The organism is Aliivibrio sifiae, assembly GCF_002954705.1.
GTDB classification, from domain to species: Bacteria; Pseudomonadota; Gammaproteobacteria; order Enterobacterales; family Vibrionaceae; genus Aliivibrio; species Aliivibrio sifiae_A.
Genome location: NZ_MSCO01000001.1, coordinates 1,094,994 through 1,117,598, shown reverse-complemented (window position 1 = coordinate 1,117,598; position 22,605 = coordinate 1,094,994). Strand labels below are relative to the sequence as shown.

The 22,605-nt window shown below is 38.2% G+C and carries 22 protein-coding genes and 1 pseudogene; 10 read left to right on the top strand and 13 right to left on the bottom strand.

The window, feature by feature from the left end:
- Positions 1-135: 135 nt before the first annotated feature.
- Positions 136-993: a Vmh family MBL fold metallo-hydrolase gene (locus BTO22_RS05020; RefSeq protein ID WP_105054544.1), complete on the bottom strand. Its 858-nt coding sequence runs from the start codon at positions 991-993 to the stop codon at positions 136-138.
- A gap of 145 nt (positions 994-1,138) precedes the next feature.
- Here BTO22_RS05020 and BTO22_RS05015 point away from each other — a divergent pair, with 145 nt between their 5' ends.
- On the top strand, positions 1,139-2,056 hold the full coding sequence (locus BTO22_RS05015; RefSeq protein ID WP_105054543.1) for a LysR family transcriptional regulator: 918 nt from the start codon (positions 1,139-1,141) through the stop codon (positions 2,054-2,056).
- A gap of 10 nt (positions 2,057-2,066) precedes the next feature.
- On the opposite strand, the gene BTO22_RS05010 is transcribed toward BTO22_RS05015, so the two are convergent.
- From BTO22_RS05010 to murQ, 4 genes are all read right to left on the bottom strand, one after another.
- Positions 2,067-2,795 (bottom strand): sulfite exporter TauE/SafE family protein, encoded by a 729-nt coding sequence (locus BTO22_RS05010; RefSeq protein WP_181044565.1) that lies wholly within the window; start codon positions 2,793-2,795, stop codon positions 2,067-2,069.
- Between the two features lie 93 nt (positions 2,796-2,888).
- The gene (locus tag BTO22_RS05005) at positions 2,889-3,428 is read right to left on the bottom strand and encodes a YaeQ family protein (RefSeq protein ID WP_105054542.1); all 540 of its coding nucleotides are present in this window, start codon (positions 3,426-3,428) and stop codon (positions 2,889-2,891) included.
- 238 nt (positions 3,429-3,666) lie between these two features.
- Entirely contained in the window at positions 3,667-5,121 is a 1,455-nt protein-coding gene (murP, locus tag BTO22_RS05000; RefSeq protein WP_105054541.1) for a PTS N-acetylmuramic acid transporter subunit IIBC, read from the bottom strand.
- Between the two features lie 53 nt (positions 5,122-5,174).
- Positions 5,175-6,077: an N-acetylmuramic acid 6-phosphate etherase gene (gene murQ / locus BTO22_RS04995; protein ID WP_105054540.1), complete on the bottom strand. Its 903-nt coding sequence runs from the start codon at positions 6,075-6,077 to the stop codon at positions 5,175-5,177.
- Positions 6,078-6,337: 260 nt separating this feature from the next.
- Between murQ and BTO22_RS04990 the strand changes: the two genes are divergently transcribed.
- Together BTO22_RS04990 and BTO22_RS04985 are read left to right on the top strand one after the other, a co-directional pair.
- On the top strand, positions 6,338-7,189 hold the full coding sequence (locus BTO22_RS04990) for an SIS domain-containing protein (RefSeq protein ID WP_105054539.1): 852 nt from the start codon (positions 6,338-6,340) through the stop codon (positions 7,187-7,189).
- Positions 7,190-7,388: 199 nt separating this feature from the next.
- Complete coding sequence (locus tag BTO22_RS04985; RefSeq protein ID WP_105054538.1) at positions 7,389-8,372, top strand: HAD family hydrolase; 984 nt, start codon at positions 7,389-7,391, stop codon at positions 8,370-8,372.
- Positions 8,373-8,636: 264 nt separating this feature from the next.
- On the opposite strand, the gene BTO22_RS04980 is transcribed toward BTO22_RS04985, so the two are convergent.
- The 4 genes and pseudogenes from BTO22_RS04980 to BTO22_RS04965 form a co-directional block, all read right to left on the bottom strand.
- Positions 8,637-9,536: a DnaJ C-terminal domain-containing protein gene (locus BTO22_RS04980; protein WP_105054537.1), complete on the bottom strand. Its 900-nt coding sequence runs from the start codon at positions 9,534-9,536 to the stop codon at positions 8,637-8,639.
- 131 nt (positions 9,537-9,667) lie between these two features.
- A pseudogene (locus BTO22_RS04975) lies at positions 9,668-9,898 on the bottom strand (AAA family ATPase); the annotation flags it as partial.
- Between the two features lie 76 nt (positions 9,899-9,974).
- The gene (locus BTO22_RS04970) at positions 9,975-10,751 is read right to left on the bottom strand and encodes an outer membrane lipoprotein-sorting protein (protein ID WP_105054536.1); all 777 of its coding nucleotides are present in this window, start codon (positions 10,749-10,751) and stop codon (positions 9,975-9,977) included.
- A gap of 301 nt (positions 10,752-11,052) precedes the next feature.
- On the bottom strand, positions 11,053-11,547 hold the full coding sequence (locus tag BTO22_RS04965) for a methyltransferase family protein (protein ID WP_258132449.1): 495 nt from the start codon (positions 11,545-11,547) through the stop codon (positions 11,053-11,055).
- Positions 11,548-11,744: 197 nt separating this feature from the next.
- On the opposite strand from BTO22_RS04965, the gene BTO22_RS04960 reads away from it, so the two are divergent.
- From BTO22_RS04960 to BTO22_RS04935, 6 genes are all read left to right on the top strand, one after another.
- Positions 11,745-12,185 carry a hypothetical protein gene (locus tag BTO22_RS04960; RefSeq protein ID WP_105054535.1) on the top strand — a complete coding sequence of 147 codons (441 nt, stop codon included), beginning with the start codon at positions 11,745-11,747 and terminating at the stop codon, positions 12,183-12,185.
- 169 nt (positions 12,186-12,354) lie between these two features.
- Complete coding sequence (locus tag BTO22_RS04955; protein WP_105054534.1) at positions 12,355-12,699, top strand: YajD family HNH nuclease; 345 nt, start codon at positions 12,355-12,357, stop codon at positions 12,697-12,699.
- An 82-nt stretch (positions 12,700-12,781) separates the two neighbouring features.
- Positions 12,782-13,699 (top strand): 1-aminocyclopropane-1-carboxylate deaminase/D-cysteine desulfhydrase, encoded by a 918-nt coding sequence (locus BTO22_RS04950; RefSeq protein WP_105054533.1) that lies wholly within the window; start codon positions 12,782-12,784, stop codon positions 13,697-13,699.
- Positions 13,700-13,739: 40 nt separating this feature from the next.
- Positions 13,740-14,591, top strand: coding sequence for a class A beta-lactamase (gene bla, locus BTO22_RS04945; protein WP_105054532.1), 852 nt, complete (start codon positions 13,740-13,742; stop codon positions 14,589-14,591).
- Positions 14,592-14,640: 49 nt separating this feature from the next.
- A complete protein-coding gene (locus BTO22_RS04940; RefSeq protein WP_105054531.1) occupies positions 14,641-15,138 on the top strand; it encodes a peptidylprolyl isomerase in 498 nt (165 codons plus the stop codon).
- 92 nt (positions 15,139-15,230) lie between these two features.
- Positions 15,231-16,139, top strand: coding sequence for a glucosaminidase domain-containing protein (locus BTO22_RS04935; RefSeq protein ID WP_105054530.1), 909 nt, complete (start codon positions 15,231-15,233; stop codon positions 16,137-16,139).
- Positions 16,140-16,219: 80 nt separating this feature from the next.
- Here BTO22_RS04935 and BTO22_RS04930 read toward each other — a convergent pair whose 3' ends face one another.
- Both BTO22_RS04930 and BTO22_RS04925 read right to left on the bottom strand, forming a co-directional pair.
- Positions 16,220-17,425, bottom strand: a complete 1,206-nt coding sequence (locus tag BTO22_RS04930) for a NupC/NupG family nucleoside CNT transporter (protein ID WP_105054529.1) — start codon at positions 17,423-17,425, stop codon at positions 16,220-16,222.
- 286 nt (positions 17,426-17,711) lie between these two features.
- Positions 17,712-18,647: a LysR family transcriptional regulator gene (locus tag BTO22_RS04925; RefSeq protein ID WP_105054528.1), complete on the bottom strand. Its 936-nt coding sequence runs from the start codon at positions 18,645-18,647 to the stop codon at positions 17,712-17,714.
- 247 nt (positions 18,648-18,894) lie between these two features.
- On the opposite strand from BTO22_RS04925, the gene BTO22_RS04920 reads away from it, so the two are divergent.
- Positions 18,895-19,758 carry a LysR family transcriptional regulator gene (locus BTO22_RS04920; RefSeq protein ID WP_105054527.1) on the top strand — a complete coding sequence of 288 codons (864 nt, stop codon included), beginning with the start codon at positions 18,895-18,897 and terminating at the stop codon, positions 19,756-19,758.
- Between the two features lie 38 nt (positions 19,759-19,796).
- On the opposite strand, the gene BTO22_RS04915 is transcribed toward BTO22_RS04920, so the two are convergent.
- Complete coding sequence (locus tag BTO22_RS04915; RefSeq protein ID WP_105054526.1) at positions 19,797-20,897, bottom strand: transporter substrate-binding domain-containing protein; 1,101 nt, start codon at positions 20,895-20,897, stop codon at positions 19,797-19,799.
- Positions 20,898-21,081: 184 nt separating this feature from the next.
- A partial coding sequence (locus BTO22_RS04910) for a TRAP transporter permease (RefSeq protein WP_105054525.1) occupies positions 21,082-22,605 on the bottom strand: 1,524 nt, incomplete at its 5' end.

Sequence of the window (22,605 nt, the reverse complement as noted above, 5' to 3'; positions counted from 1 at the left end):
TTTCATATTTAAATGTGATTATTCAAAACTTGAAATCAAGCTTAATACCTAAAGCTAACTTTAGGTAAAGCCTTTTTTACGTTAAATATCATAAATATGAAATAGCATCATAAATCCCTAAAAATATCATTCAAATTACCATTCCATCTCACCTGTATTTACTTTCGCGCTTAATGACAAATCCTCTTCACCAGCTAACAATGGGTAATGACCTTTCATTGTTTTAATGACATTTTTAGATTTATTTGATTGAGATAACGCCTCTTCAAAGTGTTTTAAATAGTTAAGCGTAAACGAAACGGCCTCAGTCTTTTTCGGTATATCTCCAAGATAGTGCCCCGGAATAACTACCTCCGGCTCTAATGCCATCATTCTCTCTAATGATTGTGACCACTCATTTCTTGCTTCTTTTGTTTGTGAATCTGCTGTCCAAACGTGCATTCCAGAAGAAACCGATACACCACCAAACACAGCCTTCGCTGATGGTACCCACAAATAAGCTTGGTGTGTGTTTATCTCTTTCACTTCTATCTTTTTACCATCAAGCATCAGCGTTGTATCGTTTAATACCTCTGGCACGATAATCTCTGCTGGCGCACCATCACCTAAAATTGGTCCCCAATACGCCAATTTCATGTCCATTGTCTGCTTAATGTGCTCAACAACAGATTCACTTGCGACTACTTTTACGTCGGGAAATGCTTTTACTAGCGGTTGTAGTCCAAAGTAATAATCTGGATCGCCACCACTGATATAAATCATACTGAGCTTTTTATCCTGATCTTTAATCTTATTGACTAACGCGAAGCCATCGTTAGTACTGAATTGTGCATCGAATAAAATTGCATTCTTTTCTCCACTAACAAGAACCGATGTAGTTGGAAAAACCCCCTCTTTACCTGGGTTATACGGTGACAATTGCAAATCAGCTGCCGAGGCATAGCTCATCAATAAAAAAGTACTCGTTAAAGTGATAGCAGAAAGTTTAGTCATAAATTACCTACGTATAATTAAGATTATTTTAATAAATATGTCGCTGTTAAAAGACCATGTTATTAGATTGTATTTCGTTGAAATACCCGATAATCTGACTTTCACTGTTTCATTTTTCGAACATATAAATATTGAGTAGGTTGTTATGGATAGGCTGACCGCATTACATGTTTTTGTCACTATTGTTGAACAGAAGAGCCTAAGCTCAGCGGCTGAGCATCTTGGTATGTCACGGGCAAAAGTGTCACGTTATTTAGCTGAATTAGAGAGTTGGATGGACGTAAGATTACTTCATCGAACAACCAGAAGCCTGAGCTTAACCACCCCTGGAGAGGAAACTCTTGAAGCAGCACGTAATCTACTCGCATTGGCTGGCACTTTGGACGGAATTAGAAACCAAAATACAGTACAGCTAAAAGGCCAGCTCCGAATCACAGCAAGCTATTCATTAATAGACAGTTTTCTAATTGATATTATCGATGGTTTTGTCACAATGTGGCCAGAAACATCCGTTGATATTCTTTCTACTGATGAATCTGTAAATATCGTTGAATCTCGAATTGATTTGGCTATTCGTATTACGAATGATTTAGAACCCAATGTCGTCGCTAAACGATTAGGTGAATGCAGATCTGTCATTTGTGCCTCACCAAAATACCTAGAAAAACACCAAGTCCCTCAAAATGTACAAGAGTTGAGTCAGCATAACTGCCTTTCTTATACTTATTTTGGACGTTCTGCGTGGGTATTTGATGGTCCAAACGGAGCAGAGTCCGTTCCGATTCAAGGCAATATTAGTGCAAATCTCTCTGAAATCTTACTTTCTGCAACACTGCGTGGCAATGGGATCAGCCAGCAACCATTCCCGACGGTTCAACCTTTAATTGAACGTGGAGAGTTAATTCAATTATTACCAGAGTGGCAGCCAAAAACCTTGAGTGTTTATGCTATTTACGCAACTCGAAAACAAGTTACTCCCTTGCAGAGAGCATTCATTGATTTCCTAACGGAGAGCATGAAATCATCCTCATATTGGCAAAGTCAGAAATCAATGTTGTCTTAATGATTAACCCTTATGTTAGCGCCAATAAAATCGCAGCAATACCAGAGATCGAACACATCACTAGAGATACTTTTCTTATCGTATCTTTGTCGATTTTGTCGACCACTTTCATTGCCACTAAATAGCCAATAAACGAAGCGGGAAGTAATGGTAGAGTAAGATACAGGTGATTCAGACTCATGTACCCAGCAGGCACTTGAATCGCTAATGAGACAACACTACTCACAACAAAAAACGCCGACAAATTAGCTCGAATCAGGTTAGCCTCTTGATGCTGTAATAATAACGCCATTGGAGGGCCACCAATACCAGAGCTTGTCCCAAACAAACCTGAAAAGAACCCGGCAACCGTCATTCTTGAGTTATTCGGTTCAATACGAAATGACAATAAGCTCACCGCAACGGCAAGTAATACAACAACCCCAATCCAAAGTGACAAGAGTTTTGAGTCAACATAATAAAGTAAAAAACCACCACATACCGACCCCGGAATTCTACCTAAAAAAGCATAACCTAAACCACGAAAAGAGACATTCGCTTTATATTTATAAGCATTAATAATGGAAAGAAATAACCCAACAATAACAATAGGTCCAGGAACATAATTAGGAGAGATTAGAAATAATAAAGGAGCGGTTACAATCGCCAAACCAAAGCCAATCGCACTTTGTATAAATGAGCCAATGAAAATCAAGATTATCGCAAATAACAAACCAAAATCCATTAAAGTAAACTCCATAAAAAATGCCTTCTGCTATGGTTATAACAGAAGGCATTATGAACTAGATTTTAAAAAGGAAATAGCAGTATTACACTCTTTACCCTTTCTATATTAGTCAACAGATTGCAATGTTTCCCATGTCACTTCACAATCACCTTTCACTGTAGAAATAAACGCCGAATCACCAGTAATCATCACTGAGAATTCCATTGTTCTTTCTAAGAATGTAGAAAACTCTTGTATCTGCTCCCAATCAAAACGAACAACATCAACTGGGTATTGTCTAAATTTGCTTTGATTTTGTTTCCACCACACATCCGATTTTGAGTTAAAACTATACACTTTAGTCACTTTAGATTGACGTGAGGCTTTTTTCATACGCTCAGGATCTGGCTCACCAGCATCAATCCACAATGAGATAGTGTCATCGTATTCACGAACCCAAATATCGGGTTCATCAACCGCTGATAATCCCTTAGTAAATGTTAAGCGCTCTTCTGCATTCAAACAAAATGCTAATACTCGAGCCATCATACGCTCTACATTTTCTGAAGGATGCTGAGCGATGGTTAAGTTTACTGAATCATAATGGTCACGGTTCATGTCCGTTAGAGCAACACGAAATTTATAGATGGTTGGTTTGATAGCCACTGGCTTTCCTAACTATTGAGAATTGCAAGCATTGTACGCGATTCTTGTTGGTTAGCTAGGCATAAAAAAGCCAATAATTTCTCATTGGCTTTTCATCTTTAATACATTGTCTTGTCCTAAATGTGTTTACACATTTAGGACAAGACAAAAAACAAAAAAAGACCTCTCTGTGGTACCAGAAAGGTCTTTACGTACTTATAGGGGAAAGTACTTAATTTAATGAATTAACTTAATAAGTTTAGCTTAAATCTACATTTTTTGTACCAAAGAACCACGTTGCAATAAAACCAACAGCGTAAGCAATCACAAGACCAGCAGCAAACACCATCATACCGGCGAATATACCTGCACTTGATGTCATTAGAGGTAAAGCCACAATACCTGATGGACCAAATACCGTATTCAAACCAACAGGTAATCCCATGTACGACACTAATCCAATAAAGAAGCCCCCAGCTGAGCCACCAATACATGCCGTAATAAATGGCTTAACTCTTGGTAATGTCACACCATAAATTAATGGTTCACCTATACCTAAGAAGCCGGGAATAATCGCGCCTTTAACTTGAGTACGCAATAACGCATCTTTACCCGCTTTAGCATAAAGAGCCAATGATGCTCCAACTTGACCAGCACCTGCCATTGCTAGGATTGGGAACAATGAGTTAAACCCTTGTGCATCCATTAAAGCAAAATACACAGGAACAAAACCTTGGTGAATACCAAACATTACCGAGATTAAAAACAGACCCGCTAAAATTGCACTACCAAATGGATTACCATTCAAGTTAATGAACAACCAAGACATACCTTGGAATAACACACCGCCTAGTGGCATGATCACAACAAAGGTAACCGCACCCATAATCAACAGCGTAACAACCGACGTTAAGATCATATCTAGGTTATCAGGCATGTATTGACGTACTTTGTTCTCAACACCTGCACCAATAATGGCAGCGATTAATACTCCAATGATATTTCCTCTAGGGTCGATACCATGGCCAAAGAAATCCGTCATACCAGAATAAATGCCTGTCGTTGCTTCTGGGTTATAACCCAATACAAACAATGATGCTAAAATCGCCCCGTTCACACCAGAACCACCAAAAGCTTGCTGTGCGTTGTAACCAATCAAGATACTAAGAAAGCTAAATAAGCCTTTACTAAACACTTTCATGTAGAGGATCAAATCAACCAAATTAGCATTTGGTGACTCACTACCCATTACATAGACTTGATCTAACAGTGTCGCAAAACCTAACAACAGACCAGCAGCAATGAAACCCGGAATTAACGGGGTAAAAATGGTCGCGAACTTACTTAAAAATCGCTGAGTCGCACTGGTTTGTTTCTTTTTCATCTTCTGTTTATGTTCAGAAGCTACATCTTTTAAGTTTTTATTTTCAGCAGTAATAGGCGCAGAAGTTTCTTCATCCCCTTCCATCATCTCGTTCATCATTTCAGCGGCAGTTTGTGCTTTACCTGGACCTAAAACGATTTGAAATTGATCGTCACTTTCAACTAAACCCATTACGCCTGAAATACGTTTGATAGTATCTCGATTGGCAAGACTGTCATCATGTAGCGTTAAGCGTAGACGTGTCATACAGTTTCCGCATTTGATGACATTATTTTTGCCACCGATTGCATTTAAGATCTCTTGTATCATTGATGTTGTTATCTTGGCCATGCCATTTTCCTTTCTAGATGCTGCGGCAGACCACGAAGATCTGCCCAGTCTGATTAGCTGTTAGCGAGAGCGTCGCGAATAAATCCATTATGTTGCGCTAGTTTTTCTGTCGCGCTTTTTGCGTCTAGTCCTGACAACACCATAAGAATTGCGGTTTTACAGTGATTATTACATTGAGATAACGCAGTAGAGGCTTCTTCTTCTGCACAGCCCGTCGCTTCAATTACAATATTTTTTTGTCTCTGTACTAATTTTGCGTTGGTTGCTTCTACATCAACCATTAAGTTACCAAATACTTTACCTGTACGGATCATCGCACCTGTTGTTAGCATATTTAACACTAACTTTTGTGCGGTTCCTGCCTTCATACGAGAAGAACCCGTCACCACTTCAGGGCCAACCACTGGGGTCATGTTAATATCGGCAAGCTCTGTCATTGGGCTATTTGGATTACAGCTTAATGCTGCAACTGTCGCCCCAACTGATTTCGCGTATTCCATTGCACCAAGAACGTAAGGTGTACGACCACTCGCTGCGATACCTACTAATACGTCTTTCTCATTAAGGCCTAGATCTTGTAAATCTGAAGCACCGAGTTCACGGTTATCTTCTGCATTTTCTACTGCCTTTAAAATGGCTTTGTGACCGCCAGCAATTAAGCCAACAACCAAATCAGGATTAGAGCCATAAGTTGGAGGACATTCACTCGCATCTAAAATACCCAAACGACCAGATGTGCCTGCACCGGTATAAATCAAACGCCCACCAGATTGAAAGGCCGCTGCAATTGCATCAACCACTTCCGCGATTTGAGGCAAAATAACTTCAACCGCTAACGCCACTTTTTGATCTTCTTTATTAATCACAGTCAACATATCAACGGTTGATAACACATCAATTTGCTCACTGGCTTGATTACGGCTTTCTGTTACTAATGTAGTTAAATCAATTTTCATTATTAGGTTCTCTTAAAAAGATAAATTCTTAATTTCAATGGTTGTCATCATAAAGAATAAAAAATTCCATTTAGTGACCAAAATCACAACAAAAGTTATTCTAAACTTCCAGAATAGGTGGAATAAATAAAATTAACAATAAGAAGAGCCTGACACCAAAAATAAAACTATAGACTTAATATCAATAACTTAAATAAAATAAATTCATAAAGAATAATAACGATTAATTTGGAATAATTAATTCAAAAAAGATAGGTACTATGAGTATTTTAGAAAAGATACAAAACCAAAGAAGCAGCTTATCTGCTAATGGAATAAAGATTTTGGATTTTATTCTTGATGAACCTGCCGAAATTAGCTCATATTCAAGCCAAGCGCTTGCCGCAAAAGTCGGTGTATCTCAATCAAGTATTGTAAAACTGGCACAACGACTTGGATTCAAAGGGTTTACTGCTTTTAAACTGGCGATTATTGAAGATATAGGGCGAAAACACGCAATACTAGAACCTGAGCGTCCAATTCATAACAAAATAAATAGTGACGACTCTTCTCTAACAATCGCACAAAAGCTAGTACAAGAAAAAAACCACGCGCTTATTGCAACAACCAATGCTATTGATTTCTCAGAGTTTGAAACCATCACCACCCTGCTTAATCAAGCACAACGAATTCAAATAGTTGGTATTGGAGGCTCAGCATTAACCGCTAAAGACCTCGCCTTTAAACTGTTAAAAATAGGCATGACAGCCTTAGCTGAGCAAGATAGCCATGTCCAAATTGCAACGGCCAATGCCTTAACCAAAAATGACGTTCAAATTGTCATTTCGTATTCTGGCAGTCGAAAGGAGAGCTTAATGGCTGCACAAACAGCCCTAGATAAAGGAGCAATAGTGATTGCGTTAACCAGTACAAAGAGAAGCCCTTTACGTAAAATCGCTAATTTCTGTATTGATACCATTGCAGATGAAAGGCAATTCCGCAGTTCATCAATATCGTCAAGAACCGCTCAGAATGTTATTACCGATTTATTGTTTATGACGTTACTGCAAATAAAAAGCGATACAGCAAAACTATTGATTGATGAAATATCATCAACCATGGATAGAATTTAAGAAGTCCGTGCAAAGCAGGGAGCATGAATGAGAGGAACAAAGATCAGTGTGATCGTAATGGCATTTATAACCTTTTTTTATAATATTTATTGCTAATCTTCATAACGGCTTTATAGCCAGTCTATAGTTATATTGCAAATAGACCAATATAGCTTTGCGCTTAGCCTTAAATATATACAAACTTTAGGTAAATAATTATATGAATAAGAAAAAAATCTGTGCCCTAGTAGTCTTATCAAGCCTATCCTTTTCAACGATGGCTTTGGATTGCGATCAAAATTTACTGCCTTCATGGAAAGATGGTACCAGCAAAACAGCAATTGTGAACTATGTTAAACAATCAACCAACACCTCACAAAAAACCTTTATTCCAAAGCAAGATCGCATTGCTGTATTCGATAATGACGGAACATTATGGTCAGAACAGCCTTACTACTTTCAAGTCGCCTTTGCGTTAGACCAAGTAAAAAGCATGGCAAAAGAACATCCAGAATGGAAAACACAAGAACCATTTAAATCTGTTTTAAATAACGACATTAAAGGTGTGTTTGCAGGAGGAGAAAAAGCGCTACTCGACATCGTAATGGCAACTCACAGTGGTATGACGATTGAAGAATACGAACAGACAGTAACTCAATGGTTAAAAGTGGCAAAAGACCCACATTTCGACACAGCATATACCGAGCTAACGTATAAGCCAATGCGTGAGATGATCACGTATCTACAAGATAATGGATTTAAAACTTATATCGTTTCTGGCGGTGGCGTTGACTTTATGCGTGCATGGGCACCAGAAGTCTATGGTATTCCTGAAGAGCAAATCATCGGCAGCGCATTGAAATACAAATACGATTACAATAATGGTAATCCAACAGTAACGAAACAAGGTGAGATCCTAACTATCGATGACAAAGCAGGTAAAGTGGAGAATATTCAGCATATCATCGGTAAGAAGCCAGTATTAGCGATTGGTAACTCTGATGGAGATCAGGCTATGATGCAATGGGCAACAAGCCAGCCGAACTCAATGGCAATGATCGTCCATCACACTGACGAAGATCGTGAGTGGAAATACGATCGTAAATCAAATTTTGGTCATTTAGATAAAGCAATGGATGAAGCGAATCAACGTGATAATTGGCACCTAATCGACATGAAAAATGAATGGTGCACTGTTTATTAGCATCAACCTCCATTTCTCCTCCTTGCTCTATTCAGTGGAGAGGAATCAACCGTTAAAATTAAATATATTCATCTGACATAAATTTTGATCGCCAACATCAATACAAAGTTATTCTAACTGGAAAATAGAGTAATTTACCTAAAGGTTTAGGCAACATATTTTCATATTCTTGAGTATAATTTAGAACCATAAAAAAGGCACGAACGCTGTGAATAATTTATTCATCGTTCATGCCTCCTATTAGAATATATTGACTTAATAAGCTTACGCTAACTCTTTAAACTCCATCAATAATTCTTTCTGTTTTTCACTCAGATTTGTCGGTGTAGCCACGATAATCTCAACCATTAAGTCTCCGGTCATTCCTTTACGACTTTTCACGCCTTTTTCTTTCATTCGGAATTTACGACCACTTTGAGTTCCTGCTGGAACTTTAAGTTTAAAACGACTTTCTAGTGTCTGGATCTCGACCTCACCACCCAATGCTGCGGTAACAAAATCAGTCGTTACGGGACAAATTAAATCATTACCATCACGTTTTAAATGCGTATGTGGACGAGTATTAATTTGAATAAGCAAATCACCCGCAGGACCACCAAAAGCTCCAGCTTCACCTTTACCAACAAAACGAATCTTTTCACCATCTTCAATACCAGCAGGTACTTTAACATTGATTTTCTTATTTACGCCATTAATCGGTAACTCGATGATTTGCTCACAACCATTAATCGCTTCAGCAAACTCAACGGTTAAATTGAATTGACGATCTTGTCCTTTTTTAGGACGAGGTTGACGCTGTTGAGAGAACATGTCCTCAAATCCGCCACCGAAACCACCACGGCTACGACCGCCGCCGCCAAATGCACCACCGAAAATATCTTCAAAACCGCCGTAACCCTGACTTTGACCACCAAAGCCGCCGCCGCCCATACCACCATTTTTAAATGCAGCATGACCGTAATCATCATACTGGCCGCGCTTATCTGCATCGGTTAGGATTTCATACGCTTCTTTAATTTCTTTAAATTTGTCTGCTGCTTGAGCATCACCCTGATTCTTATCTGGGTGGTATTTCATCGCAAGACGTTTATATGCTTTTTTGATCTCTTTTTCTGTGCTGCTTTTTGGCACACCAAGGACATCATAATAATCACGTTTAGACATGACTTAACCTCGTCAATGAATAGAAACAGGCGTAAGAGAGGGCTCAAACGCCTGTTATTGAATAAATCTAATCAGTGAAGTTTATGTCCTATCAGATTAAGGTCAAGATCTATCTCACATAAAGCGGTAACTTATTGTGCTTTATCTTCTTTTAACTGCCCATCTTCAAACACAATAATACGCTTGGCTCGATTAAATACCCATGAATCATGAGTTGAAAAAATGAAAGTCGTCCCCTCTTCTTGGTTCAATGCTTCCATTATATCAAGCAGTTCTGAGGTACTTTTTACATCAAGGTTGACGGTAGGTTCATCCGCCATAATAAAACGTGGTTGTGGGGCTAATGCTAAGGCAGACGCCGTTAATAAAGTACGTCTTTTTTGTCATCATAGGTTTCGCCAGGCTAATTGAGTAAGCATGTTTACTGCCTAATCATTATTAATTACGCAATGATTTCATCTGCGCCTGAGAAAAGAACTCATCATTTATCAAGAAATTAAAATGGGCTTTATGTGTGATCACTTCTGTTTTATTACCCGGTTTATCGGCTGGAACCATTTCCATTCGAGTTGCAACCATTCTTCCACTCAAGTTCTGCACATCATAGGTCGTCATAGTATGAACTAACTCATCAAACTCATCATAAGATTCAACTTTGCGCTGTAAAAATGTCTTTTTTGAAATCCACAAGCGTACTTTACTCCATACAACAGGAGCATCTGGTTTAGCAATAGCGTCGATCACCCATGTTTTATCTCCATCTATCACGTCTTCTTTAATGATTTTATGATCATAATCCACCACAATGGAAGATTGGTTAATCAAATCATCATTAGTGAAATCCGAACCCATCCATGATTGCCCGAGCATTGAAGGCGCTATTTTGATCACTCGTTCAATATTCGGGATCCACCCCCACATCTCTTTATCACGCTTTAATGAAGCACTTCCTCGTTCTTTTGCTGGTCCTGTAATTAACACTAAAGAAAGGTTTTGTTCTTTCGTCCAACTTTTCATGCTCATGCTACGAGTCCCGTCAGGACGAATGATGTTCATGGTCAGCTCGGTATAGCTCGAATCGCCACGCATTTGTTGATCTGACTTTTTCACTATTGCATTTGCAGTTAATGAATCGGCAGCAAAAACGTGCCCAACAACGCCGAAAAATGCAATAAATAGTGCGATCTTAATAATAACTTTGATTTTCTTTTTCATAATACACCCAGCCATGATGTTTGATTTATGAACATATTTTAATGGATTTATTGTGATTAAATCGTGACCTCTAAGACTAAAAATGGCAAATCTCTGTCAAGATAATGTCAAGTTCTAGCCATAGTATGAACAATACGCTCAACCAAAATAGTTAACGCTTTAGGCTGAAATTTACGCTCTTTATGATATCGGGATCAATGTCAGCAATAAGAATGGGAGGAGTAAGTATAGAATGGGTATCTGCTTGGTTATACCGAGACAAAAACACCCAAACTGTCACGGAATCATAGTTATTTATAAATTAAAACCAACGCTTTACTCGATTGGTATATTCAACAAATTCATCTCCAAATAAGGTAGTCAGCATTTTCTCTTCAGGCTCAATTTGAAAGCGATTCATATAAAGAACAAAACCTAATGCACTCACTAAACCCAATGGCTGTTGGGTATAAGCAACGCTACTTAGCAAAGCCAGTAATAATCCAAGGTACATAGGGTTACGAGTGTATTGATAAATACCAGAATTAACTAAAGATGAGCTACTCTCAGGTTTAAGTGGATTCACTGTTGTTTTAGCTTCTCGAAATTCTTTTACCCCCCATAAAGCAATTACCCCACCTAAAACAATCAAAATAATAACGAGAACATAGCTTAACCAAGGCAAATAAAATAAATTAAAGGGGGTAATGTAGTCAAAACAAATACTGTCGCCATAAATAACAACATGACTAAGGGCGGTGGAATTCTCAGTTCTAATTTTGATAACATTTATTCTCCTTAAAGCGATTATTACCATCCATATAATTTTTACTATAAGCAGTCCAAATGACAATGTCACTGACCTTTTAGGTTATTAAATACCTACAAGCTAATAACCGCCAACCCTTCTTTCTTTTCTATTTATTTCAAAAAAGTTTAACAAAATAATATCTTTTTTTATATTTCTTCCGTACAATTAATTGATAATAATTATCAATCGCATTAATGAGAAAAATGAAAACGAATAATTTAAAAAATATATCGCTTAAAGAGGTTAAAAATATCCTCACGTCGAAGAACTTTTGGCGATACTTAATTGCTGCCGCCCTTATTACTTTTTGTATAGATTCATTATTACAACATCGTAATTATTTCGGGTTCATTGAGTTTCGTCCCTTCATATTAGTTATTATGTTTCCTTTATTCTTCTTATCAACTAAAAATCATAATGAACCAATCAAAACAGCTGAAGAAAAGTCTCTGGATCTAAAAAGATGGGAGATAAGAAATCTTGCCCGCTATGAATTCATCATTATTTTATTAATCATATTTCTCTTTGTTCCACTGACATTTTTTAGTCAATATACTGCTTTTGTCAACATCATTAAGGGAAGTATAATTATGTTGGCAATTGGATGGCTTTTAAAGAAAAACAACAACATAAATCAGAAATAATTCATCAATCTAAATACATTCCTTACTTTAAAAAATGACTATATTGTGACTCAAAACAATACCGTTATTGGTATTTATATGTTTATATATACGCAAAACTAATATGCCAAGTTGTTATCTTCAAAGAAAAGCCTTTAAAATTAAAAGGTTACAAAGGAAATTAATTATTATGTCATCTGATTTTTATGGCTCTAGTGCCGCCTATGCCCGTCAAGAAAGTGGTTACCGCGAAAAAGCATTAAAATTGTATCCTTGGGTCTGTGGTAATTGTGCGCGTGAATTTGTGTACTCAAACCTACGTGAATTAACGGTTCACCATAAAGATCATGACCACACAAACAACCCTAATGATGGTAGCAACTGGGAGCTTTTGTGTCTTTTCTGTCATGATCATGAGCATTCAAAATACACAGAGCATGATCAGTTTGGCTCTGAAATTAAAGCAGGTGAAGATGATCACCAAGGTGCAACTCACAACCCGTTTGCTGCTTTAAAATCGATGATGAAAAAGTAATTATCATTACAACAAAGATGGCCTTTCCACTCACGGTAAGGTCATTATTCTCTTCTTACCCCACAAACATTCAAACCTCATCATGAAAATCCAAAACAGCCCAGTAACTCAGCATCAATTTAATGGTGTCGATTTCTATTTAAAGCGCGATGACCAGCTCCATCCTCAATTTTCTGGCAACAAAGCTCGTAAGTTTATGGGATTGTTAGACGGTGATTTCCCTGCGATTACCACGATTATTGGTTATGGCTCACCACAAGCAAACTCTCTTTACTCGTTAGCAGCTCTGGCACAACTAAAAGGTTGGCAATTAGATTTTTATGTCGACCATATCCCGTCGTTTTTACAAGAAAACCCAAAAGGAAACTATCGCGCTGCGTTAGATCTTGGGGTTAATATTATTGCCTTAAATGACACTGAAAATGCCAAACTAAATAACGGTAGCACGTTAGGCTGCTTGGATTACATTCAACAAATTAGGCAATCAAAAAAGCATGAGTTATTTGTGCCTGAAGGGGGTCGCTGTGGTTTAGCTGAAAGTGGCGTAAAGCAACTGGCTATTGAGCTTATTGAATGGAAGGAAGAACAAAAACTCACCTCTCTGACCGTGGCTTTGCCTTCTGGTACAGGAACGACCGCACTATTTCTTCATAAACATTTAAAAGCTCACGATATAAAAGTCATTACCTGCGCATGTGTTGGCGGGAACTCTTATCTTACCGATCAATTTTTAGAACTTGGAGAAACGGATCACCCTGAGATTTTAACTCCAACGACAAAACACCATTTTGGTAAGTTATATCGCCATGATTACGAAATATGGAAAACACTTCTCTTACAAACTGACGTTGAATTTGAACTGCTGTACGACCCGTTAATGTGGCGCTGCTTGAATGATTGGATGGCAAACAACCCTACTCAAACTTTGGTTTATATTCACCAAGGTGGTTTGTTAGGTAATGAAAGTATGCTCCCTCGCTACCAACGAAAATTTGATTAATCCATAATCGCATACAAAAAAACCTTCTTTAGGGCTTATAATGAAACGTATCACTTTTCTTTTTTGTTTAACTTTGCTTTCTCATATTGCACAAGCAACATCACTAACCAAATCAATTGAAGCGATTGAGCTTGCTAGTTCTGGTCAGATTGGGGTTTCAGTTCTTGATACATCAAACAATCAATCATGGAGCTATAAAGGCGACCAACGCTTTCCGATGATGAGTACCTTTAAAACTCTTGCTTGTGCTCAAATGCTTTATAACTCAAGCAATAACCTCTTGGATAAAGATTCGCTAACAAGGATCACCAAAGAATCCATTATTCCATGGTCTCCTATCACTGAAAAATTAATCGGTGAAACCATTAGCACTGAAAGCGCATGCCAAGCCACCATGCTAATGAGTGACAATACCGCTGCAAATATTGTACTAACAAAGATTGGCAGCCCTACCTCTCTCACGCTTTTCTTACGTTTAATTGGAGACAATATTACTCGATTGGACCGTATTGAACCTGCATTAAATGAAGCTCAAAAGGGAGACATTAGAGATACTACTACCCCAAATGCGATGACAAATACACTCAACGAATTGTTATTTGGTCAAACACTTAATACCAAAGACAAACGCACGCTAAAGGCCTGGATGGTCGATAACAAAGTATCTGATCCTCTATTACGTTCTATTTTACCTGCTAAGTGGTCAATTGCTGATCGCTCTGGCGCAGGTGGATTTGGATCGCGTGGGATCACGGCCATTGTTTGGAATAACAAACGCGCACCTATCATTATCTCTATTTACTTGACTCAAACGAATTTAGACATGGCTTCACGTAATCAAGTGATTGTGGAAGTGGGTAACGCGATATTTAAAGAGTTCAACATAAACTAAGAAACTACGTATAATCTTTCTCAATTAACTTTTAAATAGACTTAACTATATGATCATTTTAACCACCAATTTTGGCGACATTCACATTGAGCTTAACAAAGAAAAAGCGCCCGTAAGCTCAAAAAACTTCTTAAAATACTGCCAAGATGGTTTTTACGAAGGCACTATTTTTCACCGTGTTATCAAAGGCTTTATGATCCAAGGCGGTGGTTTTACTGCGGACATGCAAGAAAAAGAAATGCGCGCACCGATTGTGAATGAAGCGAACCGTGGTTTGAAAAACTTAAACGGTACTATCGCTATGGCGCGTACTGATGCACCCCACTCTGCAACCAGTGAGTTCTTTATCAACATCGCTAACAATACTTTTCTTGATCACACTGCCACCACTAACGCTGGTTGGGGTTATGCGGTATTTGGTGAAGTAACTATTGGTATGGATGTAGTTAAGAAAATTGCAAAAATTAAAACTAAATCTATCGGTGAGTTTGACGATGTTCCAAAAGAGAGTATTGTGATCGAGAAAGTGACTATTGTAGAAGAATAACAGAGCGACTGTTAACTCCATATAAACACTAAAAACGGTGCTGAATATAGCGCCGTTTTCGATCCTATTAATATAAAAATGGAACTCCATTTATGTCTTTATCTAAAAAGTTAAAACATATCTCTGCCTCTTTACTTCTCACCGCATCTTCTAGCACTCTTGCGGATACTCAACTGCCTATTTCACCAGAGAAGATTCACAATCCCTACCCTGAAGTAAAAGTCACCACGCTTAACTCAGCTCAATCACTTATCAAGCAATTTGAACTGCATCAATATCAATTAGCTAACGTTAGCAGTACAGATAAAATCCCGCCGTTTTTTGTTGAGAATCTTCCTAGTGATTTAAATTCGTTACCTGTTCAAGAGAAAATTTCAGGGTTTATTCGTTTATTACTGCCTACCATTATTGAGGTGAATAAACGCATAAGTGCGGTTAGAAATGACGTAATTACGCTATCGAAGCAGCCTAAAAGTGAATGGTCGAAAGAAGAAACAGTATGGCTAAATGATTTAATGGCGTCTTATGATATTAAACCAAACAACATTGATGACCTGCTTTTACGCCTAAATATTATTCCTGTCGGTATGGTTCTCGCTCAAGGAATTGATGAAAGTGGCTGGGGAACCAGTTATTTCGCAGTTAAAGGTAATGGATTGTATGGAGAGCATTTATCTTCTAAAGGTGGAAAGTACTTAAGTACTCCTGGTGGGCATGTAAAAGTGGCTGCATTTGATAACCTGTTCGCTGGAACTGCTCGTTATATGTATAACTTAAATACAACAGCGGCTTATAAAGATCTTTGGATTTTACGTAAAAAACTAAGTAGTGAAGGTAAATTATCAGGGTATGAGTTAGTCGAGTCTTTATCTCACTACTCTACTCGTGGCGACGCTTATGTTGAAAATTTACAATCTCTAATCAAGCACCATCAACTTGATAGCTTTGATAACGTTACGTTCAATAATGCAGCTCCGATACGTATTCGATTTACCCACTAGAAACAAAAAAGGTTGCGACTTATCATCGCAACCTTTTAACTATTAACTATTAACTATCTAATATTTAAATTTATTATCGTCTATAGCGACAAAATCACACCGGCAATCGCCGCACTCATCAAGTTTGCTAATACGCCTGCAGTAATCGCTCTGAAACCCATTTTAGCAATGAATGGACGACGCTCAGGAACAAGGCTTCCTAAACCACCAATCAAGATCGCCATGGTTGAGATATTGGCAAAACCACACAAAGCAAAGGTAACAATCGCAATAGAGTGTGGGCTTAGTTGGTCTTTAACTTCCATCAATTGAATAAAGGCGACAAACTCATTCACTACGATCTTATTACCAATCAGTGAGCCTGCAAGAATCGCCTCATTCCATGGAACACCTAATAAGAATGCAACTGGTGCAAATAGGTAACCAAGGATCAATTCAAAGCTTAGTTTTAAGCCGAAGAAATCACCGACATGACCAAGTAAGCCATTTAATAAAGCAATGACACTCACGAACGCCAGTAACGTCGTACCTACTGCTACTGCAATACGTAAACCAGACATTGCGCCATCCGCTAGTGCTTCAAATACATTAGTTGCGTGATCGATTTCTACCGAAGTAATTTCATCGTCGTTATTGGCCTCATCACCTGGTGGAACCATCATCTTCGCCATTAATAAGCCAGCAGGTGCCGACATAAATGCTGCCGAAATAAGGAAGTTAAGATCCACACCAAGAGATGCGTAACCGACCATAGTACCGCCAGCCACTGACGCTAAACCACAAGTCATGACAGCAAAGAACTGTGAATCACTCATGTGCTTTAAATAAGGTTTTACAACAAGAGGGGCTTCTACCATGCTCACAAAGATATTTGCCGTCGCTGCAAGTGATTCTGCGCGTCCTGTGCCTAATAAACGTTGTAATCCACCACCAATAAAATTGATGACTCTAGGCATAATACCAAGATGATAAAGAGCAGAAATAAGTGCTGAGAAGAAAATAATAATACCCAGTACGTTAATAGCAAAGACAAAGCCTACTTTGCCTGTTGCTAGGCCACCAAACAAAAAGGCAATACCTTGCTGTCCGTAATCAATAACCCCTGAAACACCTGCGGTTACTGAGTTTAGAACTTCTTTACCTGCAGGAACGTAAAGTACCAATAGAGCAAATAGGATTTGTAAGCCAAACGCCAAAGAAACAGTTCTTAAAGGGATATTACGGCGATCAGTCGAACATAAGTAAGCAAATAGTAAAATGGCAAAAATACCAAGTAACGATGTCATGATAGAAACCTGTGCTATCGAAAATGAGCCTGCATTCTAATGCGCAAAGGGTTCCGCGCAAGTCGAGGTTGCTAACACCCTGTTAATGGTGATTTAGGTCACACTTTGTAGGCACTCTTAACTTATTGATTTATAAAATAAGAGAAGAGTATGGAAAGGGTATTGTTGCCATATGGAAAATATATTTATTTCAAGGCTGATAATGAATTTAAGTCATTGATTAAAAAGACATCATTACATTGTATTTAATTTAATCAATACCAATATCGGCCATATAATGCTTTGATTATAACTTAACCCGTTTCATTAACGCTTTATCCCAATATGGCTTTTGACCAATATGCTGACGTAAGAAATCAATGGCAGCAATTATCTTTCTTGGCAGGTGTTTACGGCTTGGATAAACCGCATAAATTGGCATTTTTTGACTCGCTTTCCAATCGGGTAAGAGCTGAATAAGTTTGCCATCATTAAACTCATTGGTTAATAAATAACTGGCTAAATAGGCGACGCCCCACCCTGAAATAGCCGCATCTCTTACTGCTTCAGCTAAGTCAACACGATAGTTTCCAGAGACTTTGACACACAATGCTTCATTACCTTTGCTAAAATCCCAATTACTGTAATCACGGTGACGACTTTGATAAGTTAAACAGTTATGTTTAATAAGATCTTGCGGATGATGAGGAACTTCCCTATTTATTAAATAATCAGGAGAAGCCGCTAGCACAAAATGCGAATCAGCTAAACGTTGAGCAACATACCCCTCAGGTAAATCTTCAAAGTTTGTCACCCATAAATCCAATCCCTCTTTAAGCATATCTGCTCGGTGATCAAACAAACGAACTTCCACTTGTAATTCAGGATATTGCTGACGTAATTTATCAATCGCAGGAATAATATGCATGGTGCCAAAAGACTGCGATAGCCCTAATCGCAAAATACCAGCAACACCGTCACGCTCATTATCCATAATGGCACTGACTTCGCTCATCGCACTGTACATTTTTTCGCAGTACACATAAAACTGTTGCCCTGCATCCGTAAGAATAAGTGAACGTGTCGTTCTTTGAACTAATTTCACATTCAAATTCGACTCTAGCACCCCCAGTTGTTTACTGACATGAGAGGTAGACACACCCATTTGTTTTGCGGCTGCAGTAAAGCTGCCTGCCTTGGCTAGGGCGTAAAATATCACCATTTGACTGGCACGATCATGCATCTCTCTTGTCCTTTATTTCAAAGGGAATACGGGCGGCGGATAATAACACTTACTTGAGTAGTTAAAATAAATGATAGTAAAAATACTGCATTTAAAATGAGATAATCCCAACCACATAAATGATTAACCTTAGATTAGACGAATTTTTAATCATGAATAGTAAAAACTTCTCATTAAGTTCATGCATTATCATGTGGTATTTTGATACAATCTACTTAGTTATTATCTGAATAATAGATGGTTTAATATGTTTAATCTCCAGCAACTTGAAACGCTTATTTTTTGTGTCGAATGTGGCTCATTCTCTGCTGCAGCACGAAAATTGGGAAAAGCACAATCCGCCATTAGTACTGCTATTGCTAACTTAGAGATAGACACCGGCGTGGAGATATTTGATCGCTCAACTCGTATTCCTACACTGACACCTCACGGTAAGCGTTTGTATATTCAGTCTCTTAACCTACTCTCACAAGCAAAAGACATTGAAACCATGATTCACTCTTTTAGTGCTGGCGTAGAAGACACCTTAACCATCGCAATTAATGAAATATTGCTAACTCCTGCTTTTTATAAGGTAGTCAATGAGTTTTATCAGCATTTTCCACACACTGAATTACACATTAATACCGTTGAAAACCAAGAAATAAGCGTACAAGTGTCAAAAGGAAAAGCATCAATTGGGTTCATGTTGTGCGGAGATATTCTTCCAAAAGACGTTGAATTAGGCTTAGTTGGTTATTTACCCGTTACTATTGCAGCAGCACATAACCACCCTTTACATTCTCAAAAATCAATTCAATTACAAGAGTTGAAATCGTTTCGTCAAATACTCTTTACTAATATGCACAGTCCTTGGAATACCCATTTCTCATCCTCTGTCACCACAACCAATAATTTAAATACGTTACAATCATTATTACAATTAGATCAGTGTTGGGGATTCACCCCAAACCACATAATTCAGAATAATACGTCTTTAAAAGTAATCGATGTCGATTCAGAAGAGAAAAGTTGGTTACTACACATTGATCGCGTGGTAGGAAAAAACAAAAACGCTGGACAAGCACATGCATGGCTTTATCAGCGTTCTGTTAATATGTTTGAGATGTAGGTGTAACCAAACTTAATCACTTCATCCAATCGTTACACTTACTTCTCAGTAAAATATTCTAACAAGATCTGATGCCATTCTGTTGTTTCACGTATTTGCAGTAAAGCACGGTTAATTTCTTCTTCGTACTCGCTATTTTCGACTAAAACTAGGCCATAATTTTGTTTTTCTAGCTGATAAGGAAGCACAACAAGCTCATTAAATAATTGCTTATTTTTACCTTGTTTTATCATGTATCGTAATACGGCATCATCTGCGACAATAGCATCAACTTGATCATTCTCTAATGCCAATAACAACTCATCCATCGTTTGATAATTTTCATGAGCAATACTGTGGTCAGCCAACAATAGGGATGCTGTTGTCGCTTGTTTTGCGCCTGTTCTTAACTTGGATAAATCATTTACATTTTTCACATCAAATCGTAACTGCTCTAATGTAAGTGAACTGGTTAAAATAGCCGTAATACTGGCAATGAATACCGTGGAGAACATGGCGATCAATACTGTCATCACTCGTGCTGATAAGGTTTTAAATTCAAAGTAATTAAAAGGGCCTTTGGTAATAAATAACACCCCAAGAATAAAAGCTTCTGCGATACGCCCCTTTTTAGTTGGCATTGAATATAACTTATCATTATTTTTCCGTTCTAACAGATAGAAAAAACCACCGACACTAATCGCGACAGCAAAGAAAATTCCAATGGCTTTCCATAAGGTTTTATTCGTAATAATACTGATAAAAGTATCTAGGTAACTGCGGCTTTTTACTGCTATAGCAAGGTGTGTTTCATAAAATGAATGAGAGAAATCGACATGTTCTTCACGATCTGGCGTGATCGAAATACAAGAAACACCTACATCAATATCACCTTTTTCTGACGCTAGTAATAAATCGTCTAATTCGTAATTTTGTAATGTATAAGTCACGCCCATTATTTCTGCAATTCGTTCCCATAACGTCATACTAAGACCGTCGAACTCTTGACCTTCGGTGTGGAAAATAAAGGGGGGACAATGATAGGTTCCGACTTTAAGTTCGGTATTCGCTCTACTTTTTTCTATCCCTACAAACATAGCTGCCACAAAGATAACCATTGAAATAATATAATGACGGAAAACCCTTTTCTCATCATACATAGCACTCTCCCACCTATATGTCGAAAATACCCTATTGAATTGATTCTCTTATTAAAAGGTAGCAGTTGAATGATGATTCTTCGAATTATAAGACTTAATATTCGTGAATAAATACTAAAAATCCTCTTTGATTCTCATTACCAAAGAGGATTTTAATTAAGGTGAGTTGTTTAATGATAAAAGACTAACTCTGACTGATCTGCCCTCTACCCTTCCACTGAACCAAAATTAAACCAAGCATGATTACAATACCTAAGAAACCGACACCAAAAGGGTTCAACATAATTAGTGGTATAGTAAAAAATGCCAATAGCCTTTCTATCCCAGTTAATGAGCGTAATAAATACCCTTCAATAGCCACTGCAATCGCAATAATAATAGTTAACGTCTGAATAATTGAATACGTTAGAGCAACCACTCCTGCCTCTGAATTAACAAGGTTGGTATACGCCATCATAATTGGAATAATGAATAACCCTCCTGCTAATTTAAATGCTTCGACTGAGGACTTCATCGGGTTGGCATTGGCAACACCAGCACCAGCAAAAGCGGCTAATGCAATTGGAGGCGTTACGTTTGAGGTTTGCGATAACCAAAAAACGATGAGATGTGCTGTTAATAACGGTAAACCAAAATCACTTAACATTGGCACTGCCATTACTGCTAATACAATATAGGCTGCAGTAACAGGAAGCCCCATACCTAACACTAAAGCCACAAGGCTTATTAACCCTAATGCGATTAGCATGTAGCCGCCAGAGAAATCCATCACAAATTGAGTGAACTGTAAGCCTATCCCCGTTTGTCCAACCACACCAACTATAATACCGGCAGCACCACACGCTGCAGAAATAGGTAATGCCATTAAGGCACCATTTTTCATGCCTTCAATGAATTTTTTCAATCCAATTCGGCTGTGTTTTCGCAGCGCTGCCGTCACTAAAATAGCTGCACAACCAGCAACACCAACCAATAATGGTGAATACGCCATCATAAGCAACGTGGTAATTAGAGCCAGTGGTATTAAATGGTGTGCGCCATCTTTCATAACGCTAATAACCGCTTCGGTTCTACTCACCGCTTGTAGGTTTAATTTACACGCCATTAAGTGCACATAAAGCAAAGTACAAAAGAAATACAAAATAGCAGGCGCAATCGAGGCCAACATGATTTCGCTATAAGGCACCCCTGTAAATTGAGCCATAACAAACGCGCCAGCCCCCATAATTGGTGGCATAATTTGTCCACCAGTAGAAGCTGCAGCTTCAATCCCTGCTGCTTGTTCTGGTTTATAACCCAACTTCTTCATCATAGGAATGGTGATTGAGCCAGTGGTGACTGTATTTGCTATCGCTGAACCTGAGATAGACCCTAGGCCTGCTGAGGCTAATACTGCCGCTTTCGCGGGACCACCACGATATTTACCTGCAATAGAAAACGCTAAATCAATGAAGAATTTCCCTGCTCCTGTGACTTCTAAGAATGCCCCAAATAAAACAAAGATAAACACTGTTGTTGCCGCGATACCTAAGGCAGAACCAAAAACACCGTTAGCCGAAAATATTTGAAATTGAATCAGTTCTTGCAGAGAGTACGACTTAATTGCAAAGCCACTCGGTAATAAATCACCAAATGCACTGTAGAACAAAAATAATGCCGCGATAAGGAGCATTACCCAACCGACCGTTCTACGGCACCCCTCCATTAA

What these genes read in the sequence shown, in the direction of transcription:
- BTO22_RS04990 (WP_105054539.1), top strand. Translation starts at nt 6,338, where the DNA reads ATGAGTATTTTAGAAAAGATACAAAACCAAAGAAGCAGCTTATCTGCT.
- BTO22_RS04960 (WP_105054535.1), top strand. Translation starts at nt 11,745, where the DNA reads ATGAAAACGAATAATTTAAAAAATATATCGCTTAAAGAGGTTAAAAAT.
- BTO22_RS04955 (WP_105054534.1), top strand. Translation starts at nt 12,355, where the DNA reads ATGTCATCTGATTTTTATGGCTCTAGTGCCGCCTATGCCCGTCAAGAA.
- murQ (WP_105054540.1), bottom strand. Translation starts at nt 6,077, where the DNA reads ATGAAAATTGATTTAACTACATTAGTAACAGAAAGCCGTAATCAAGCC.
- BTO22_RS04940 (WP_105054531.1), top strand. Translation starts at nt 14,641, where the DNA reads ATGATCATTTTAACCACCAATTTTGGCGACATTCACATTGAGCTTAAC.
- BTO22_RS04930 (WP_105054529.1), bottom strand. Translation starts at nt 17,425, where the DNA reads ATGACATCGTTACTTGGTATTTTTGCCATTTTACTATTTGCTTACTTA.
- BTO22_RS05010 (WP_181044565.1), bottom strand. Translation starts at nt 2,795, where the DNA reads ATGGAGTTTACTTTAATGGATTTTGGTTTGTTATTTGCGATAATCTTG.
- BTO22_RS04950 (WP_105054533.1), top strand. Translation starts at nt 12,782, where the DNA reads ATGAAAATCCAAAACAGCCCAGTAACTCAGCATCAATTTAATGGTGTC.
- BTO22_RS04915 (WP_105054526.1), bottom strand. Translation starts at nt 20,897, where the DNA reads ATGTATGATGAGAAAAGGGTTTTCCGTCATTATATTATTTCAATGGTT.
- BTO22_RS04965 (WP_258132449.1), bottom strand. Translation starts at nt 11,547, where the DNA reads ATGGTAATAATCGCTTTAAGGAGAATAAATGTTATCAAAATTAGAACT.
- BTO22_RS04985 (WP_105054538.1), top strand. Translation starts at nt 7,389, where the DNA reads ATGAATAAGAAAAAAATCTGTGCCCTAGTAGTCTTATCAAGCCTATCC.
- BTO22_RS04970 (WP_105054536.1), bottom strand. Translation starts at nt 10,751, where the DNA reads ATGAAAAAGAAAATCAAAGTTATTATTAAGATCGCACTATTTATTGCA.
- BTO22_RS04920 (WP_105054527.1), top strand. Translation starts at nt 18,895, where the DNA reads ATGTTTAATCTCCAGCAACTTGAAACGCTTATTTTTTGTGTCGAATGT.
- BTO22_RS04980 (WP_105054537.1), bottom strand. Translation starts at nt 9,536, where the DNA reads ATGTCTAAACGTGATTATTATGATGTCCTTGGTGTGCCAAAAAGCAGC.
- BTO22_RS04935 (WP_105054530.1), top strand. Translation starts at nt 15,231, where the DNA reads ATGTCTTTATCTAAAAAGTTAAAACATATCTCTGCCTCTTTACTTCTC.
- BTO22_RS05015 (WP_105054543.1), top strand. Translation starts at nt 1,139, where the DNA reads ATGGATAGGCTGACCGCATTACATGTTTTTGTCACTATTGTTGAACAG.
- BTO22_RS05020 (WP_105054544.1), bottom strand. Translation starts at nt 993, where the DNA reads ATGACTAAACTTTCTGCTATCACTTTAACGAGTACTTTTTTATTGATG.
- bla (WP_105054532.1), top strand. Translation starts at nt 13,740, where the DNA reads ATGAAACGTATCACTTTTCTTTTTTGTTTAACTTTGCTTTCTCATATT.
- BTO22_RS04925 (WP_105054528.1), bottom strand. Translation starts at nt 18,647, where the DNA reads ATGCATGATCGTGCCAGTCAAATGGTGATATTTTACGCCCTAGCCAAG.
- murP (WP_105054541.1), bottom strand. Translation starts at nt 5,121, where the DNA reads ATGGCCAAGATAACAACATCAATGATACAAGAGATCTTAAATGCAATC.